The organism is Pedobacter nyackensis (assembly GCF_032678475.1).
GTDB lineage: Bacteria > Bacteroidota > Bacteroidia > Sphingobacteriales > Sphingobacteriaceae > Pedobacter > Pedobacter nyackensis_A.
Window position 1 is genome coordinate 771,243 of sequence record NZ_JAVTSF010000001.1, and the last position, 16,933, is coordinate 788,175.

General features: G+C 38.8%; 17 protein-coding genes and 1 tRNA gene. 10 read left to right on the plus strand and 8 right to left on the minus strand.

The genetic code is table 11. The features are described 5' to 3' along the window. Positions 1-31: 31 nt before the first annotated feature. Positions 32-334, minus strand: a complete 303-nt coding sequence (gene rpsO, locus R2Q84_RS03110; protein ID WP_316815064.1) for a 30S ribosomal protein S15 — start codon at positions 332-334, stop codon at positions 32-34. Positions 335-501: 167 nt separating this feature from the next. Here rpsO and R2Q84_RS03115 point away from each other — a divergent pair, with 167 nt between their 5' ends. Both R2Q84_RS03115 and R2Q84_RS03120 read left to right on the plus strand, forming a co-directional pair. Beyond that, positions 502-921, plus strand: coding sequence for an acyl-CoA thioesterase (locus R2Q84_RS03115; RefSeq protein ID WP_316815065.1), 420 nt, complete (start codon positions 502-504; stop codon positions 919-921). A 435-nt stretch (positions 922-1,356) separates the two neighbouring features. Continuing rightward, positions 1,357-2,784 (plus strand): MATE family efflux transporter, encoded by a 1,428-nt coding sequence (locus R2Q84_RS03120; RefSeq protein ID WP_316815066.1) that lies wholly within the window; start codon positions 1,357-1,359, stop codon positions 2,782-2,784. On the opposite strand, the gene R2Q84_RS03125 is transcribed toward R2Q84_RS03120, so the two are convergent. Together R2Q84_RS03125 and R2Q84_RS03130 are read right to left on the minus strand one after the other, a co-directional pair. Continuing rightward, positions 2,774-3,166, minus strand: a complete 393-nt coding sequence (locus R2Q84_RS03125) for a DUF983 domain-containing protein (protein WP_316815067.1) — start codon at positions 3,164-3,166, stop codon at positions 2,774-2,776. The two genes, R2Q84_RS03120 and R2Q84_RS03125, sit on opposite strands and share 11 nt — an antisense overlap. A gap of 81 nt (positions 3,167-3,247) precedes the next feature. Further along, entirely contained in the window at positions 3,248-3,835 is a 588-nt protein-coding gene (locus tag R2Q84_RS03130) for a Crp/Fnr family transcriptional regulator (RefSeq protein ID WP_316815068.1), read from the minus strand. Positions 3,836-3,964: 129 nt separating this feature from the next. On the opposite strand from R2Q84_RS03130, the gene R2Q84_RS03135 reads away from it, so the two are divergent. After that, the gene (locus R2Q84_RS03135) at positions 3,965-4,753 is read left to right on the plus strand and encodes a DUF3575 domain-containing protein (protein WP_316815069.1); all 789 of its coding nucleotides are present in this window, start codon (positions 3,965-3,967) and stop codon (positions 4,751-4,753) included. Positions 4,754-4,867: 114 nt separating this feature from the next. Here R2Q84_RS03135 and R2Q84_RS03140 read toward each other — a convergent pair whose 3' ends face one another. Continuing rightward, on the minus strand, positions 4,868-5,854 hold the full coding sequence (locus R2Q84_RS03140; RefSeq protein ID WP_316815070.1) for a D-alanine--D-alanine ligase: 987 nt from the start codon (positions 5,852-5,854) through the stop codon (positions 4,868-4,870). A 144-nt stretch (positions 5,855-5,998) separates the two neighbouring features. Here R2Q84_RS03140 and R2Q84_RS03145 point away from each other — a divergent pair, with 144 nt between their 5' ends. The 7 genes from R2Q84_RS03145 (at position 5,999) to R2Q84_RS03175 (ending at position 11,402) form a co-directional block, all read left to right on the plus strand. Beyond that, a complete protein-coding gene (locus tag R2Q84_RS03145; protein WP_316815071.1) occupies positions 5,999-6,766 on the plus strand; it encodes a PASTA domain-containing protein in 768 nt (255 codons plus the stop codon). Positions 6,767-6,782: 16 nt separating this feature from the next. After that, positions 6,783-7,835, plus strand: coding sequence for an endolytic transglycosylase MltG (gene mltG, locus R2Q84_RS03150; protein ID WP_316815072.1), 1,053 nt, complete (start codon positions 6,783-6,785; stop codon positions 7,833-7,835). Beyond that, positions 7,835-8,245 carry a thioesterase family protein gene (locus tag R2Q84_RS03155; protein WP_316815073.1) on the plus strand — a complete coding sequence of 137 codons (411 nt, stop codon included), beginning with the start codon at positions 7,835-7,837 and terminating at the stop codon, positions 8,243-8,245. Before mltG ends, R2Q84_RS03155 begins: the two co-directional genes overlap by 1 nt. Before the next feature lie 13 nt (positions 8,246-8,258). Further along, the gene (locus tag R2Q84_RS03160; RefSeq protein ID WP_316815074.1) at positions 8,259-9,248 is read left to right on the plus strand and encodes a YihY/virulence factor BrkB family protein; all 990 of its coding nucleotides are present in this window, start codon (positions 8,259-8,261) and stop codon (positions 9,246-9,248) included. 96 nt (positions 9,249-9,344) lie between these two features. After that, positions 9,345-9,432: transfer RNA gene (locus R2Q84_RS03165), tRNA-Ser, on the plus strand. Positions 9,433-9,718: 286 nt separating this feature from the next. Continuing rightward, positions 9,719-10,027, plus strand: a complete 309-nt coding sequence (locus R2Q84_RS03170; protein WP_316815075.1) for an ORF6N domain-containing protein — start codon at positions 9,719-9,721, stop codon at positions 10,025-10,027. 61 nt (positions 10,028-10,088) lie between these two features. Beyond that, on the plus strand, positions 10,089-11,402 hold the full coding sequence (locus R2Q84_RS03175; RefSeq protein WP_316815076.1) for a HAMP domain-containing sensor histidine kinase: 1,314 nt from the start codon (positions 10,089-10,091) through the stop codon (positions 11,400-11,402). A 53-nt stretch (positions 11,403-11,455) separates the two neighbouring features. Here the strand turns inward: R2Q84_RS03175 and R2Q84_RS03180 are convergent, their stop codons facing one another. From R2Q84_RS03180 to R2Q84_RS03195, 4 genes are read right to left on the minus strand one after another with little or no spacing between them, the layout of a single operon-like run. Further along, positions 11,456-12,499, minus strand: a complete 1,044-nt coding sequence (locus R2Q84_RS03180; RefSeq protein ID WP_316815077.1) for a PKD domain-containing protein — start codon at positions 12,497-12,499, stop codon at positions 11,456-11,458. Then, positions 12,496-13,527 (minus strand): hypothetical protein, encoded by a 1,032-nt coding sequence (locus R2Q84_RS03185; protein WP_316815078.1) that lies wholly within the window; start codon positions 13,525-13,527, stop codon positions 12,496-12,498. The genes R2Q84_RS03180 and R2Q84_RS03185 overlap by 4 nt, the downstream gene beginning before the upstream one ends. A 31-nt stretch (positions 13,528-13,558) precedes the next feature. After that, on the minus strand, positions 13,559-15,250 hold the full coding sequence (locus R2Q84_RS03190) for a LamG-like jellyroll fold domain-containing protein (RefSeq protein ID WP_316815079.1): 1,692 nt from the start codon (positions 15,248-15,250) through the stop codon (positions 13,559-13,561). Between the two features lie 36 nt (positions 15,251-15,286). Beyond that, positions 15,287-16,909 (minus strand): DUF5008 domain-containing protein, encoded by a 1,623-nt coding sequence (locus R2Q84_RS03195; protein ID WP_316815080.1) that lies wholly within the window; start codon positions 16,907-16,909, stop codon positions 15,287-15,289. Positions 16,910-16,933: the final 24 nt, after the last annotated feature.

The window sequence follows — 16,933 nt, forward strand, 5'->3', positions numbered from 1 at the left end:
TGAAGAATGGCTTTTCTTGATATAAGTACGCTTATTTGTTGTCTTTCGACCCCAAAGGCTTGATGATATCTCTTAGACCTAAAGTCTTGATGATAGCACGATAGCGCTCAATATCTTTTTTAAACAGGTAAGCCAAAATACCGCGACGTTTACCTACTAATTTTTGTAGTGCTAACTGAGTAGAGAAATCTTTACGATTTTTCTTTAAATGCTCTGTTAAGTGCGCTATACGATATGTAAATAACGCTACCTGACCTTCTGCAGAACCCGTGTTTGTTTCTACTTCGCCGTGTTTTTTGAAAATCTCGGCTTTTGATTCTTTACTTAAATACATTCTTGAATGATACTAAAGTGTTTATAAATTAATTAATTGCTGCAAAGATACTGTATGTTTTGGTGATTAACAACTATATATACAAATGTCATCTGGTTTTAATATCCACATCAAGCCTAAACATATTAAAATCTAAACCCTATTTTTGCGGCAACAATCATTTAAACATGGAAAAAAGTCAATACAGCATATTTCAAAGTGAATTAAAAGTACGTCCTGATGATATTGACATGTTTAACCATGTTCATAACAGCAAATATTTCGACTATGTACTTGCTGCCCGTTATGATCAAATGGCTGAATTTTATAAAATGCCAATGGAATCATTTCTAAAAAGTGGTTTTGGTTGGGTAGTGCGCACTGCATTGGTTGATTTTAAACGTCCGCTGGTACTTGGTGATGTGATCCTGATTCGTACAGGCATCCTGACCATTAATGAAAAAGGCTGTCGTGTTCAGTTTGAGATCGAAAACAAGCGCACGGGAAAGATTGCTTCGGATGGCTGGTTTGATTACGTGATGATCGACACTACAACTGGTAGAGGCTGCAAAGTCAACGAAGAAATGATCCAGGCTTACAGCATCTAACATTTCAATAAATTATCCTTTAAATATAGCTGGTTAAAACAAAGTAACCAGCTCCCATCTAGGTTGGGAAAGCGTTCACTATGTGAGCACAGTGAGAGCGCCATGAGTCCGCGGTGAGTCCGCCTTTTTTCAGTAAAAAGGCGGACTCACCACGCTAGAGTTATTTAAGCAGGGCGCACTCATAACAAACGCTTTCCGAACTCAATAGATCTGTATACTCCAGGCTGCTAAAAACGTTTTTTTTAATAAAAATTCAGCTGTGATAAAACATTTTAAGTATATAATTATATATTTGTGTTATACCTAACCGCAAAACGATGAGAATTTTTGCAGTCCGTATGAGGTTCTAAGACCGAGGACTCCAACTTCCCGACAAACATCATCCCCAGTATTTCATACTGGCAATAGGTTTTTACATTATACTTTTCTTTTTTTATGCCACAACAACAAACAGCTGCCATGGGCAAGCTATCTCAAATTTTCACTCTTTTAAAACAAGCCTTTAAAGGCGAAGAACTCGACTTTACGCAAGGTAGCATGCGTCGCGCTGTGCTCCTGCTCGCTATACCTATGATGCTCGAAATGGCTATGGAATCGGTATTCGCGCTGGTAGATCTTTACTTTGTTGGGCACCTACACAACAGCAGTCATGCTATACAAACTGTTGGCCTTACTGAATCTGTATTGACCATTATCTATTCTCTGGCTATCGGGATGAGCATGGCCGCTACCGCCGTTGTAGCCAGACGCGTGGGCGAGAAAGATCCCGAAGCGGCCGGAAAGGCCGGTATGCAAGCCATCTTTGTAGCAGTATGCTTTAACATCCTCATTAGCATTGTAGGGTTAATTTACGCCACCGATATCTTATTACTGATGGGCGCATCAGAAGAAACAGCCAGGCAGGGTACTCCATTTATGCGTATTATGATGGGCGGAAGTGTTATCATAGTACTACTTTTCCTAATCAACGGAATATTCAGAGGCGCAGGAAATGCTGCCATCGCCATGAAAAGCCTATGGATTGCAAACATTGCCAATATCATTTTATGTCCTGTACTCATCAATGGTTTCGGTCCAATTCCTGGATTTGGTTTAACTGGTGCTGCCTTAGCTACTTCTATTGGCCGGGGTATTGGTGTATGCTATCAACTTTACCATTTATTTAATGGCAGGGGTGTTTTAAAAATCAAACTAGCTTATTTGAAGCCACATTGGGAACAAATTAAGGCCTTATTAAAAATTGCGACCCCCGGTATTTTCCAATTTGTAATTGCTTCCTGCAGCTGGATCTTTCTGGCGCAACTGGTGGCAACAACCGGTGGCGATCATGGCTCAGCGGGTTATCAAACAGCTTTACGGTTAATGATGTTCTTCATGTTACCGGCCTGGGGCATGAGTAACGCTGCAGCGACATTAGTGGGGCAAAATCTCGGAGCAAAACAATTGCTACGTGCTGAGCAGTCGGTGATGAAGACAGCCAAGTATATCGTTATATATATGGTATTGGTGATGATCTTTACTTTCGCGGGTGGCAGGTACTTTATTTCCTTCTTTAGTAACGACAGGCTGATACAGGATGTGGCCATCACTGCATTGCAGATTATGAGCGTTGGTTATATCTGTTACGGAATCGGCATGGTATTGATGAGTACCTTTAATGGTGCCGGCGATACCTGGACACCAACATGGGTTAACTTTTTTGGATTCTGGTTATTTCAAATCCCGCTGGCTTATATTTTAGCCAAACAATTTGGCATGGGGCCAACGGGAGTTTTTATTGCTATTCCGGTTGCAGAAACAGGCATTGCTCTTGCCGGGTTCATCCTGTTTAAAAAAGGAAAATGGAAAACGGTTAAGGTTTAGCCTTAGGCTCATAACCTAAACCAGGAGTTAACCAGTGTAACAGGAAAACACGTGAGTACCGGTAGTTAAAAGGTGAGAACAACAATACACCTACCAGTATAATCCCTGCATAAATCCATAGGTTTTCGTAAACCAGGTCGAGGCCAAGAATATAAGCCGCCACGCTAATGGTAATCATTTCAGCAACGTTCATCGCATAGCTGATAAACATCGCTACATAGAAAAATCCAGGCTCACGTTCAAAGCGCAGGTTGCAAACAGGACAAAACTCGTTTGTACCCTGTGCTTTTAAAGCATACATATTACCTGTAAAGATTGCACCTTCACGGCATCTTGGACATTTACATTGTATTACAGCTTGTAATTTTGATATCGGTTTCATCGCTCTTCTAGTTATCTGTTACCTCTTTTTGTTATCTAAGACAAAGATACGCAACCTACGATTCCCAATTTATGACATAGATCATATTTGCAGTTTTATAATCTTTCCACGCTGTAATTTCAAGACTTTCTGATCGGCCAGTTTTTTCACAATACGGATGACTGTTTCGACCCTCAAACCGCTCATATCAGCCAATTGTTGCCTTGTTATATCCAATACAGCGTCTTTTTCAAGGTTTTTAAACAGATAGCTGATCAGGGTAATGATACGATGTTCAGCCTGCTCATTAGCCAGCTCCTCCAACATCATCGATTTGTAAAATAAGCGATCACTTAACGTTTTAATCAAATCCATACTAAAAGAACGCTCCTCTTCGAGTAATTTAAAAAACTGATCTTTGTTAACGGTTATAATTTCGGCATCTCTGGTTACAATGGTATAAGCCAGATAAGGTTTATTCACCAGCAAAGCTGGTTCACCAAAATATTGGTTCGCTTTAAATATCCCCTGAATGAATTCTTTGCCGTCATCATTTACCGTAACCATGCGTACTTCCCCGCTTTTAATGAAGTAAACAGCTTTTGGCTGAGCTCCGGGTTCGTAAATTACAGTTCCTTTTTTATAGAGAACCGGCTGGTAATGATGACTTAGCAAATATTTTATGATCATAGGTCAGGTAAATTTTGGCCTGTCCGAAGTTAAGCATAGCGATTTAAAAATACCTATAAGTAGGTATTTTTAAATCGGGGCCACTTTTCTAACTTTGGAGAAAAAATATTTAAATATAAAGATTATTTTATGCAAAAAAACATTACTAAACATTCATTATTTCTTCTAGTGGCTTTAGTTTTCTGTTCCGCAGGATCAGTAAATGCCCAGGACACCACAACTGAGGCAGAGAGCAAAAACCTTGTGAAATGGAATTTTGCTGCACTTGCATTAAAAAACTATTCTTTTCAATACGAGCGTGCTGTTGCTAAAAAAATAGCGGTAGCAGTTGGCGTTAGGTTCGCACCAAAATCAAACGTTCCTTTCTCGTCAAAAGTAAAAGACCTTATTGATGATGAAGAAACCTGGAATAGCATCAAGGATTTCAAAACCGGAAACTTTGCCATTACACCAGAGGTTAGATTTTACATGGGTAAAGGCGTATTTAGAGGCTTTTATGTAGCTCCTTTTGTAAGATACTCAAAGTTTAGCGCAGATGTTCCTTTTAACTTCGAGGTAGACGTAACTAATGGAACAAATACAATAACAAGAGAAGAACAAATAAACCTTAGTGGTGACGTTACTGCATTAACAGGTGGTTTACTATTCGGTGCACAATGGAAATTAAGCAAATTGGTTTACCTGGATTGGTGGATTTTAGGTCCTAATTACGGTACTTCAAAAGGCTATATTTCTGGAAAAAGTGCCAATGGATTTGATGCTGACGAGCAGCAAGCATTAAGAGATGCACTTGAAGACCTTCAAGGCCTTCCTTTGGTTAAAGTTAAATCTGAAGTTACCGCCGAAGGTGCAAAAGTTGATTTCGATGGTCCATGGGCAGGATTAAGATCTGGTTTAAGTATTGGGTTCAGGTTTTAAATCCTTTCTTTGAGGGACCCTCACCTTCGTCAAGATGACGACCGTATACGGACAATTGTATATAATAAAAAAGCGTGGCACAATGTGCCACGCTTTTTTATTATATAGGCTCTACTACCCTATTGTTTCTCTGATTAGTTTGGTATAAAAATCATTCAGTTTCATTCCAGCTGCCGCCACTTGCTGTGGTATAAAGCTGGTTGCTGTTTGTCCGGGTATGGTATTGATCTCGATAAAATAAAAGTCACCCTCATCTTCCGACAAGATAAAATCTATCCGCACCACACCACGGCAGTTCAACTTCAGGTATACTTCCTGAGCAATCTGCTCCACGCGTTCACGGGTTTCAATTCTTATTTTCGCAGGAGTAGTTTCTGTGGCAACCCCTGGAGTATATTTAGCTTCGAAATCAAAAAACTCTTTAGCAGTTTCTACTTCAGTAGCAGGTAATACCACAATCTTTCCGTCCAGCTTAACTACGCCAACCGTAAACTCCCTGCCTGAAATAAACTCCTCAATCAACACCTGACTATCCTCTTTAAAGGCTTTATCTATTGCATTTTGCAAATCGTTTGCATGGTTAACTTTCGTCATACCAATACTACTGCCACCGTTGTTTGGTTTTACAAAATATGGCGTATTAAGGTCTTTTTTTAGCTGCTCAATATTGTATGCGGTATTTTTAAATATCTGGGCCGACTTAGCAATATTTAAGTTGTTAATTCCATTCACAATTGCTTTTGTGTACCCCTTGTTCATAGTAACTGCCGAAGTCAGCGCATCACAAGTGGTGTAAGGCAAGCCAAGCATATCAAAGTATCCCTGTAATTTGCCATCCTCGCCCGGCGCACCATGAATGGCTATAAACACCCCGTCAAAGGTGATTTTTTTTCCTTTTATGGTTAATGAAAAGTCGTTTCTGTCTACCTCAATTTTCACAGAGCCTGCGGGTTCATAAAACCAGCCCTGCTGCGTCAGCATAATTTTATATACTTCAAACTTATCCGTATCTAAATTTTGTGCGATAGTAGCAGCGCTTTTAACCGAAACTACCCACTCTCCGGTAGTTCCTCCGGTTAGTAATGCTATTATTTTCTTCATTATATAAGCGTATTAAAGGAGTTTAGAGACACTCCCAATTGTATGCACAAATATAAATTAGTTGGTGCAGATGTTATTTTAATTCCAATAAAATATTTTTTTAGCCTAAATTTGGACCTCATACCTTAAAAGAAACAAATCAATATGGGCAAATTCATATCTTATCTAAAGACTACCTCTTTTAGAAACAACCTCATTGCTGCAATACTTACTGTTGTGGTGCTGTTGATGGTTGCTTTCTTTAGCTTAAGATATTATACCAAACACGGACAAGGTTTAAATGTACCCGAATTAAAAGGCCTTGCATTTACACAAGCTGTTGAAAAACTTGAAGCACTGGGCTTGCGTTACGAAGTAGATTCTGTATACATTATGGACTCTCCTCCGGGTATGGTGATAGATCAGGATCCGATAGCCAATACTTTTGTAAAAGACAACCGTACCATTTACTTAACCATCAATACAGCTCTGGCACCTAATGCCAAGTTCCCTGATGTAGAATTTAAATCCTTAAGGGAAGCGCAGGCACTTATTGAGAGCTTTGGTTTGAAATTAGGTGATACGAGCTACAAACCAGATGTAAGCAGAGACGTAGTATTACAGGCTACATTTGGTGGACAAATCATTAAAGCTGGTGAGAGCCTTCCTAAAGGATCAAGAATAAACCTGGTACTTGGTGATGGGAAAGGAAACGAAGAAGTAGAAATACCTTCTCTAATCGGCTTAACAAAGGATGAAGCTTTATTTGCGCTTAGAAACGGTGCTATGCTTAACCTTGGCATCATCAGCTATGAAGGTACCATTACCGACTCTACAACTGCTGTTGTTGTCAGACAAGATCCTTTTGCTACAGATTCATTAATTAAAGTTAAAATTGGTACCCCGGTAAACATTACCCTTTCCAACAAATAATATCTATTTTCAGTATATGACTAACGAAAAGAAAAGTATGAAAACCAGCACTAAAATTATATTGCTTGGTTTATTAGCTATTTTAGCCGTAGGTGGCTATTTTGGGGTAAAGTTTTACAAAGTGTTTTTCGCTGCAAACACATCTGGTAAAGTGAAATATCTATATGTAAGGACCGGACATCATCTGGATGATTTATTTGAAGAAATCCGCCGTACAGACGCTTTAACTGAGATTGGTACTTTTAGTCAGGCTGCTGCAAAAATGGATCTTGCCCGTTCTTTAAAACCTGGACGTTATAAACTCACAAAAGGGATGAACAACCGCAGCATTATCAATATGCTGAAATCCGGAAATCAGGATCCCGTAAAACTGAAGTTTCAAAACCTGAGAAAAAAGGAGAACTTTGCAGCGTATTTGTCAGCCAACCTTGAGCCCGATTCTTTAACTTTTATCAATGTGCTTGATTCTGTTGCCCTGATAGAAAAATACGGTTTCAATAAAGACAACAGCTATGTGATGTTTATTCCAAATACTTATGAAATGTACTGGAATGTAACTGCACTTGACTTTTTTGACCGCATGCACAAAGAATATGAAAAGTTCTGGACCGATGAGCGCAAGCAAAAAGCTGCTGCTTTAAACCTTACACCTATCCAGGTTTCTATTTTGGCTTCTATTGTTGATGCTGAGGCTTTGTACGACAAGGAAATGCCAATTATTGCTGGTCTTTATCTGAACAGGTTAAACAAAGGCATTTTGTTACAGGCTGATCCGACGGTTATTTTTGCCAACAATGATTTTACGGTAAAAAGGGTCACAAACTCTCTATTGCAGGTACAGTCGAAATACAATACTTATAAATATGCAGGCTTGCCTCCTGGTCCTATTATGATGCCAAGTATCAATGCCATTGATGCTGTACTGAATAGAGATCAGAACAATTACATCTATATGTGCGCTAAAGAAGATTTTTCAGGCTACCACAACTTTGCGGTTACGGTTCAGGAACATGAGCTAAACGCGAAAAAATACAGAGAGGCTTTAAATAAACGTAACATCTTTAAATAATGTTTATATACGAGAGTAAGGTTAGGGTACGTTATGTAGAAACTGATCAAATGGGTGTGGTACACCATAGTAACTACGCTCAATATTATGAACTGGCGAGAACAGAGTGTTTTGAGGCCTGTTCTGGCATGAGTTATGAGGCTATGGAAGCCGAAGGTGTAATGCTGCCAATTTTAGATTTACAGTCTAAATTTTTAAAACCTGCATTGTACAACCAGGTACTTACAATAAAATCAATAGTAAGTAACCTCCCTACTGTTCGGTTGAAGGTAGATTATGAAATTTATAATGAGGCTAACGAATTGATTAATGTAGGTAACACTACACTTGTCTTTGTAAATAAAGAAACCCGGAGACCATGTGCTCCTCCGGAGAGTTTCATGAAAAATGTTAGAAAGTATTTTGTTTAATTTTCTCTAAGAAATGGAATGGGTACATAGACAGTTATTAAAAATCAGGATTTATGCTTTGTTTATAGACTGGACAAAAGTATGTGTTCTTCCTGGTTTTAGCCCACTTCCCTTGTATACTGTTGCTTCTTTCTTTTTTAAAGAGATTGGCAAAGATTCTCTGGTCAACAAAGCTTCCTCACTGGCCTATAATTTTATGCTGGCCTTATTTCCGGCTATCATCTTTTTATTTACGCTTATTCCTTTTATACCAAAGCGAATTGGCTTCCAGAAACAGCTGATGGAGTTTATTCAGCTCATCTTACCAGGTGATGCTTTTAAGGCTTTTGAGACCACGTTAAATGAGATTGTAAACAAACAAAACGGAGGCTTACTATCATTCGGATTTTTGTTGTCTTTATTTTTCGCTACCAATGGGGTGCATAGTTTGATGATGGCTTTTAACAAATCATCGTTGATCATTGAAACCCGTTCCTGGCTCAAACAACGTTTAATTGCGATAATTTTAACAGTTATCATTGCATTTTCGGTAATAACCTGTATCACCGCTATGTTTGTTGGCGAGTTTGCGTTAAAATACATTGACAAACAACTGGACATAGAAGGTAATTTGATTGCTTATGTGATTCAATTAGTCAGGTGGTCGCTCCTGGGTATTTTATATTTTGTGACGATATCTATTTTGTACCGCTACGGTCCTGCTCATGCTAAGAAATGGCATTTCTTTAGTGCCGGTTCCTGGTTAGCCACCATTCTTGCTTTTTTAACCATCCTTGGTTTTTCTTTTTACATCAACAACTTCAGTTCTTACAATAAAGTATACGGTTCTATCAGTGTGTTGATCATCCTGATGATCTGGCTTTATTTAAATTCTTTGATCTTGCTGATCGGTTTTGAGCTGAATGCAAGTGTAGATCTGTCGAAACGGAGTGTAAAAATCATCAAACCGAACTTCAATATGTTCAAAAAACCGGCTTCTACACCTCAAAATTCCGAAAAATAAAAAATTTACTAACTCATTTTTAAGCCCTTATCAATTTACTATTAATTTTTCATGCACTTAGTTTGCAGAACCGGGCTGTATTCGTACTTTTGCAGCGGAGAGCTGGCAGAGTGGTCGAATGCGGCAGTCTTGAAAACTGTTGACTGTCATAGGTCCGGGGGTTCGAATCCCTCGCTCTCCGCCAAGGTATCAAAGCCTACAAAAATCCTGGAATCGTAAGACTTCAGGATTTTTTGTTTTCAGAAGATTCCAGAAATACGGCGAAATTCATATCACAAGGTGAATCATTCGGAATCCAAAATGCTTAGTCATACCGACATTCAAACTACACAACATTACGCCCCAAAGTCTTAGCTATTAAGGTGGGTGCTGATATGGCATTATTAAGAGAATTTTATATATAATCAACAGTAGATTGTTGTTAAGTCCATAAAAATACTGACGTTTAACTTGGCACTTAATAAAGCAATATGACTGATAAAAAAGATATTATAACAATTCCTGACGAAGTTGTCATGAACCAAATCTACTATATACGCGAACAAAAAGTGATGCTAGATAGCGATCTGGCAGCACTTTATGAAGTAGATACGAAACAACTTAAAAGGCAGGTTAAAAGAAATATTGATCGTTTCCCCGACGATTTCATGTTTGAACTGACCCCTGAAGAGTATAAATTTTCAAGGAGCCAAAATGGCACCTTGAAACAAGGAGGTAATATAAAGTATGCACCTATGGTTTTACTGAACAAGGTGTTTCTATGCTTTCAAGTGTTTTGAACAGCAAAAGGGTAACAATTTCCCCTGCCTACGATCTCCATGGTCAAATTATTTTCTATATTTGAATTTATATCAACCTAAATTGAAGTTCCCAGCCCTGATAAAGAAAAATTGGTCTGCATTAATTGGAGATGAATTGCAATACTCCATGGAATCCCGCATTTTTAATGCCGTCAGTATTTTTGCCGCTATTGTGGCATCCATAAATGCCATAATAAACTTTGCAATCGGATTAGATTTGTATAGCTACCTAATGCTTCCTTTAATTGCCGTTTTGTTATTTGGTTATTATTTGTCGAGATATAAGAATAAATTAAACATCGCTATTGGAATATTTGCCATCTCGTTTAACCTACTTTGTGGAGGAACTTATTTTGTTGCAGATGGATCCAATGGGGTCAACCTGTTTACATTTATTGTCATCATCTTCATCCTTAGTACAGTAACCCCAAAAAAGCAATTTTGGATATGGATACCATTAAACATTATTTTTTTGGCCATCCTTTTAACTATAGAATACTTGCATCCCGAAATGGTAAAAACAGTTTATATTGACCGGCAGCATAAACTTATAGATACAGCGCAAACGTTTTTTGAAGTTATCATTCTCATCTCCATCATTACGATGTATATGAAAAAAAACTACAATCGGGAGAAAGAACTGGCAAAAAATAGTCTTATTGCTTTAGAAAATAGTAACCAAACTAAAACCAAATTATTTTCAATTGTTGCTCATGACCTCAACTCCCCCCTATCATCTATAGAAACCTACCTTTCTCTACTTAATGAGATGGATCTCAACAATGAAGAAAAAATAGAAATCGAAAGGCAACTGCTATCCTCTACCAGACAAACTTCCGAAATGCTCCAGAATATATTGTCATGGGCTAAAGATCAAATGGATGAAATTAAGGTAAACCTAAGTCCAATTTTTATTTACGAGACCTTAAAACATACAGTCAATTTGCAAAAAAGTATAGCGAAAGAGAAAGAGATCAATCTTCTCTTTTTTGCAGATGAAAGCCTTAAGGTAATTGCAGATCCTGATATGTTACAGCTCATTGTCAGGAATTTATTAAATAATGCTATAAAATTTTCTTTACCAGGCGGAACAGTGACATTAAGCATATCTGATATGAATGGCAAATGCATCATATCAGTAAAGGATGATGGTATTGGAATTGCACAGGATCAGCAGTCATCCATATTTTCTTTAAAGAGTAATTCGACATATGGAACCAATAAGGAAAAAGGTGTAGGCTTAGGGTTAAAACTAACTAAAACCTATGTAGAATTACAAAACGGAAAAATCTGGCTTGAAAGCGAATTGAATAAAGGAACCAATTTCTTTGTCAGCTTAGATTTATTTAACTGATGACGAATTTAAAAACTTGCTCTTCCAAAATGGAAGAGCAAGTTGGGGGTACACTACTTCGTATACATCAACCGCCATTCAGCCATTTGCATAGTTGTGCCGCCCTTAACAGCCTTAACATTCAGTCGGTAATAGCGATAAGCCACAGTATTATCAAAAAGGAATAATCTTGTTTCAAAACGCAACGGACTCAGATAATTAGCACGGGAATCCAACTTCACCCAGGTTACACCATCATGAGAACCTAAAAAATCCCAATCCTTTGGATCTCTATCCTGCACATCATTTGCGGAAATAATTATATACCCGTTTACTACCGTTGGCGTTAGGATTTCCTGTTGGGCCCAGTATGCATTGGTATAGCCTGAATTTACGAACATTTTCGTGCTCGATAATCCATCTACCAACTTCAACGACCCCTCAGCGCCAGTTGTACCACCATTTCCTTCTTTTGAAACGGTAAGCTCTATTCCATTTGATGTAATATCAATCAGACTTCCCTTATTGGTGACAATTTTTGAAATACTAGCTGCGGCTCCCTCTTTTGTTTTAATCTTCATTGTAACATAAGTAAAGATAACATCTTTAAGTTCGGGAATAGTAGTTATAGGTGCACTCCCTATCAGCGCTCCATTAACATTTTCTCCATAATACCAACTAAATTCTTCCACATCAGCAACCAGCTCAGGTTCCAGCTTAATTGTACCATCGGGCTGCGGTTTAACTGAAAAATCGAGTATATCTTCAGCCTTGATGGTGATTTTGGCCTCCTGCTGCGCCCAATATCCGAGACTATTCTGTGCTTTCATCATTATTTTAAACACGCCCGGACTTTTGAAGGTATGGGTAACGTCAACTCCAAAAGCGTTACTTCCATCACCGAACGACCAGATGACGTCCTTATAATTTATAGCCCCTCCTTTAAAAGAAAAAGTAAAAGGATCTTTTTCAGTAGCCGGAATTATCGTAAAATTCACTTGAGGCTTAAGCTCATCCGGCTCTGATTCAATTGGTTCCAATTCTTTTTTGCATCCAGCAGAAAGCAACATTACAATCAAAAGAATAGGAGCTAACATAATTGCATACTTACTTCTCATGAGTTTAAAACATTAAAATATAAGTTAAAAAATGAATTGTTTTTTCCGGGGAAGGATAGTGCGTAACTATTCGCCAGAATTATACTGGCAGGATCAATTAACAATACCACAGTCCTATTTTCCGGATGGATAACATGTCGGCTACTTCCCGTTAACTGAACGACGAGGGCAATTTTATTTCCCTTGTACTTCAACAATGTTGATGAAGGAATGATTACATCCAGTTTACCAGAATTACTGCTCTGGTCAATCGCAACACTTGTACGCAGATCAAACTCGGTGGTATTCATCAATACTGCATCAGCAGGCAGCACATTGTTGGATTTAAGTACAGCAACAGTATCTTTATTTACAGAAACATCAACCGTAAATGAACGACCAGCTGCTCCGCTCAATGCAATATCCAGAGGGATACTTATTGAAGCCACACTTGGCAGATAATTGGCGGTACCAGAAACTTCTAGTTTAGTTCCACCCCCATTTACAATGGATAAAGCATGCATTTGATTAGGGGCGATGATTTCCTGAGGATCAATTGTAATAATTGTGGTGCTTTTTTTCTGATCGATACTGTTTCCTTTTGCTACTCCGGTTAACCTCAGTCCGAATGCAACCTTTTTACCTGAAAAATAGAATTTCTCAAGCTCAGGAACACTCATTACCGCCTCAAAAATAGCACTGGTTGCACCATACGGTATAATTACTGTTTGCGGAACGATTAATGTTTCACTAGGTATAGCCACCGTATTCGGCAGCAAATTACCTGTAATTGCACTGGTAACAACCTGCTCGTCCAATGTTAAATGTGCATCAAAACTCTGGGCAGCACTGGTAGTGAGTTTAACCTCAATTGGAATTTTTATGTTTTCGGCATCCCTGCTCACCTGCCCCAATATACCTTTAAGAGAAACACTCGTTGGAACTTCCTTTCCTGCACCAAAATATTCCATCTCTTCCTCCTTACAGGATTGAAATAAGACAATAAACAATAGTACAAGGCACTTATTTGTATTAGATAGTATCTTCATTTTATTATTTTCTAAGTTTTTCTGCTGTCAATTATTGATCTTGCCAAACACGGCCGTCTAACAGCCAGCTTTCTTGTCTCGGTATCCTTAACCAACTGTAAATCTGTGCCGGAATATCAACTGCTCCCGGAACAAGAAGCGCTAAATTACTTGCTGGTGGCGAACAGATCAGGTCAGAGAAACTATCCCATGTAAAAGCTGCCCCTTCTAATTTAAGATCGACCTTTGCAAGCCCCTGATCTTCAAACACATCACCAGAACCGTCAATCATCGGCCAGTAGCTAATCAGATAATCGTAGTAAGGGTGTCCGGGATCAACATAAGTATCGCATGAAAATTGCTTGATTTTATCATCAGGAATAGCAACTTTCCAGATTTTAACATCGCTGATGAAACCGTTCATAGATCCATTGCTCGCAAACTTCCCTATTGTTATTGGAAAACTATTGTCAAAAAGTCCCAAATCTGTAATCTCCGACTGCACATTGAAATTCCCATTGGTAAAAGTTCGGATATAACGCTTTCCATCCTTATTCACACAAACTAAAGCGATAGAATTCCAGGTATCAATAGCCATATCGGCCCCCTTAACCTGCCTGGTGACATTCTTATTACCTCTACCGTTAAACATCCAATACCCACTTTCCAAAAAGATATTCCATCCGATATCATTATGCGTCCAATCCTTACGCTTTCCGATCATACTCGGATAATTGGTATTTGCATTCTTTTTCACTTTTAGTTCAATCGTAAACTCCGAATCCCCGAAATTGTAAATTGAATTGTCTGCAGCTGCATTAACAGCCTTTAAATTTCCAGAAAACTTCATAAAACTTCCCGGAAACTTACTTCCTAAAAATGGTTTGGTTATAATTCTGGTGAAATATTCTGTATTGTGAAAAATGGTAAAAGTATTCAGTTCAGGCTTGCTAAAAGCAGTCTTATCATCTTCAGCCGCAGGAATTTGAAATGGTCCACCCTTACTTGAAGAAATTACGACCAGCCATTTTTCGGTTTTATAGCTTTTTCGCCTTTTCAGGGCAGAAATCATTTCGCCTACATAACCATCAAATTTTAGGATGGCTTCTTTATATGCCGGAAATGACAAATCGTAACCCGATGTTTTCCCTGCTTCGTCTACTCCTGAAAACTGCGCGACGATCATGGATGACTCTTCATTTTCAAGATCGGTTACCACTGCCGATTTAACTGCTGCATCATCACTATATGCTGTGCTTAATGTAGCTCCTGTACAAAGATGGTTTTTAAGCAAGGTCGATCTTGCAAACACCACGCTCCTGATTTCCGGATCAAAATCCTTGATCCTTTCAAATAACACAGGATATTGTGTCAATTCATTTTGTGAAAAATCATCAGATTTCACTCCATGTTTAGTTGCTTTTACTCCTGTTAACATGCTGGCAAAATTCGCAGCATTGGTAGTGGCATCAATATCAGAAAGTCCGTTCCATGTATAAATAGATCCGGGTAACAAACTGTTGATATTTGAAGCCTGTGCATTACGCACCGAAGTTCCCCTGGCGCCATCAACAATGATATAGAGCACCTTGGGTTTACCAAATACAACTTTGGCCGAATCAGAATATTCACGCTCAGGAATCATACGCTCAAATGGAGAGTTACAGGCAGCAAGCATCCCCAAAAAGCAGAGGCATACCCAGCGTAGCTTCATGTTTTTTTTGATATAATGGATTGTTTTCATTTTTATATTTTTATGATTTTCAAAATATGTGGCTGATTATTCCAGAACGATCCGGATGATGTTATTTGCGATTTCGTTATTGAAACGCGTAAAAGATCCGATCAGTAATAGCGCACGTTTGTTGTCGTCCGACTTCGTTTCAATGGCGTCCTTAAGTACGCCGTTAAACGATCCGGTAGCATTATAGCCAGGGGCAAGATTACCACTTCTATCCAATATCAGGAAACCACTTCGGGCCACTCCACCATAGCTATTAAAAAAACCTGTTACCACCATTAAGCCATCATCAAGTAGCTTGGCAAAATTCAAACCGGGCGCATTGAATGCTTTTGGAACAAAGCTCTCATCCAATGATCCATCAGATTTCAGCACGGCTAAAAACTCCTGTGCTTTCCCATTATAGGTCCTGAACAGTCCGGTAACAACATAGCGATCAAGCACCTCATTATAGATTGCTGATTGCACAGCATTATCAGGGCCTAGACCCAAACTGAAGGTTTTGTCGATCGTTCCATCAGCATTAAGCCTTACAATATTTTTTGCAGCCTGTTCATCAAAACTGGTAAATTTACCATAAAGCAAAACTTTTCCCTGGTGCCTCACATCTTTATGAATAAACGCATTAACAGGCCCGTTAGCAGCTTTGAACCCTTCGTTAAGTGCTTCACTGAAACGATATGATTTATCCAGCGTTCCGTCTGCATTTAACCTCAGAATCTGCGGTATCCTTATGCTATCCAGTATTACAGAATCGTTCTCCTTGCGCTTATCAGGCTGGTCATAACGGCGACTAATAAAGAAATTAAATCCGCCGGCTACAAGTAATTTACCATCTGGAGTTTGATGAATCTGATTAATCGCCCGATCTGTTCCGGCATTAAACCTTGGATAATATTTGATGGTATCATTTTGATCCGGTCTTCTGAACGGATGTATACCCATTGTATCTATTGATCCATTTTTGTTTAACATCGTAAGGTTACTTATATTTTCCCCACGTTGATCATATCCGCTAAAGGATCCCGCAATCAGGTATTTCCCTTTGTATTCAATAATGGAATTGACCCCCCCATTTGCACCCTTGCCACTTTTTAAACTAGGATCGTAGGAATAGTCACTAAACACACTGACAATACGATTGATTGGTCTCACGGCTCCCTTATTGTTGTAATTGGTGAAACGTCCAACGATTAAACGCTTGGAATCAGCAAGGTTTAATATTTGCATCACGTCACCATTAGCCCCACTCGGCACCCTGAATGTAGGATCTGCACTGATTAGTCCGGTTACTTTAAATTGAGGACCAAATGCCAGTACATCGTCAACCGCAACTGAAAGTACGCCTGTACTTGCATATTCAGGAACTTTCACTTTGATATGGGTTTCAGCAACCTCCAGCACTTCCGCTTTCTCCCCGTTAAACATAAATACCAAACGGTCTTTATAGGGCATCATACCAGTAGCAGCAACGGTTACCACCGTACCTGCAATACCGCTTGACGGAACCGGGGGTTTAACTCTATCCATAATAATTCCCAGGCCTTCGGTACTTGTTGTATATGGCTCTGTGAACTCTTTGGTCTCCTTTTTACACGAACTCAGTATAAATATTAAAGCTAAGACCTTAAATATTGATTTGTTAATAAATCGCATCTTCATTTCTTTCTTTGATTTGTAATGTCT

What these genes read in the sequence shown, in the direction of transcription:
- rpsO (WP_316815064.1), bottom strand. Translation starts at nt 334, where the DNA reads ATGTATTTAAGTAAAGAATCAAAAGCCGAGATTTTCAAAAAACACGGC.
- R2Q84_RS03115 (WP_316815065.1), top strand. Translation starts at nt 502, where the DNA reads ATGGAAAAAAGTCAATACAGCATATTTCAAAGTGAATTAAAAGTACGT.
- R2Q84_RS03120 (WP_316815066.1), top strand. Translation starts at nt 1,357, where the DNA reads ATGCCACAACAACAAACAGCTGCCATGGGCAAGCTATCTCAAATTTTC.
- R2Q84_RS03125 (WP_316815067.1), bottom strand. Translation starts at nt 3,166, where the DNA reads ATGAAACCGATATCAAAATTACAAGCTGTAATACAATGTAAATGTCCA.
- R2Q84_RS03130 (WP_316815068.1), bottom strand. Translation starts at nt 3,835, where the DNA reads ATGATCATAAAATATTTGCTAAGTCATCATTACCAGCCGGTTCTCTAT.
- R2Q84_RS03135 (WP_316815069.1), top strand. Translation starts at nt 3,965, where the DNA reads ATGCAAAAAAACATTACTAAACATTCATTATTTCTTCTAGTGGCTTTA.
- R2Q84_RS03140 (WP_316815070.1), bottom strand. Translation starts at nt 5,854, where the DNA reads ATGAAGAAAATAATAGCATTACTAACCGGAGGAACTACCGGAGAGTGG.
- R2Q84_RS03145 (WP_316815071.1), top strand. Translation starts at nt 5,999, where the DNA reads ATGGGCAAATTCATATCTTATCTAAAGACTACCTCTTTTAGAAACAAC.
- mltG (WP_316815072.1), top strand. Translation starts at nt 6,783, where the DNA reads ATGACTAACGAAAAGAAAAGTATGAAAACCAGCACTAAAATTATATTG.
- R2Q84_RS03155 (WP_316815073.1), top strand. Translation starts at nt 7,835, where the DNA reads ATGTTTATATACGAGAGTAAGGTTAGGGTACGTTATGTAGAAACTGAT.
- R2Q84_RS03160 (WP_316815074.1), top strand. Translation starts at nt 8,259, where the DNA reads ATGGAATGGGTACATAGACAGTTATTAAAAATCAGGATTTATGCTTTG.
- R2Q84_RS03170 (WP_316815075.1), top strand. Translation starts at nt 9,719, where the DNA reads ATGACTGATAAAAAAGATATTATAACAATTCCTGACGAAGTTGTCATG.
- R2Q84_RS03180 (WP_316815077.1), bottom strand. Translation starts at nt 12,499, where the DNA reads ATGAGAAGTAAGTATGCAATTATGTTAGCTCCTATTCTTTTGATTGTA.
- R2Q84_RS03185 (WP_316815078.1), bottom strand. Translation starts at nt 13,527, where the DNA reads ATGAAGATACTATCTAATACAAATAAGTGCCTTGTACTATTGTTTATT.
- R2Q84_RS03190 (WP_316815079.1), bottom strand. Translation starts at nt 15,250, where the DNA reads ATGAAAACAATCCATTATATCAAAAAAAACATGAAGCTACGCTGGGTA.
- R2Q84_RS03195 (WP_316815080.1), bottom strand. Translation starts at nt 16,909, where the DNA reads ATGAAGATGCGATTTATTAACAAATCAATATTTAAGGTCTTAGCTTTA.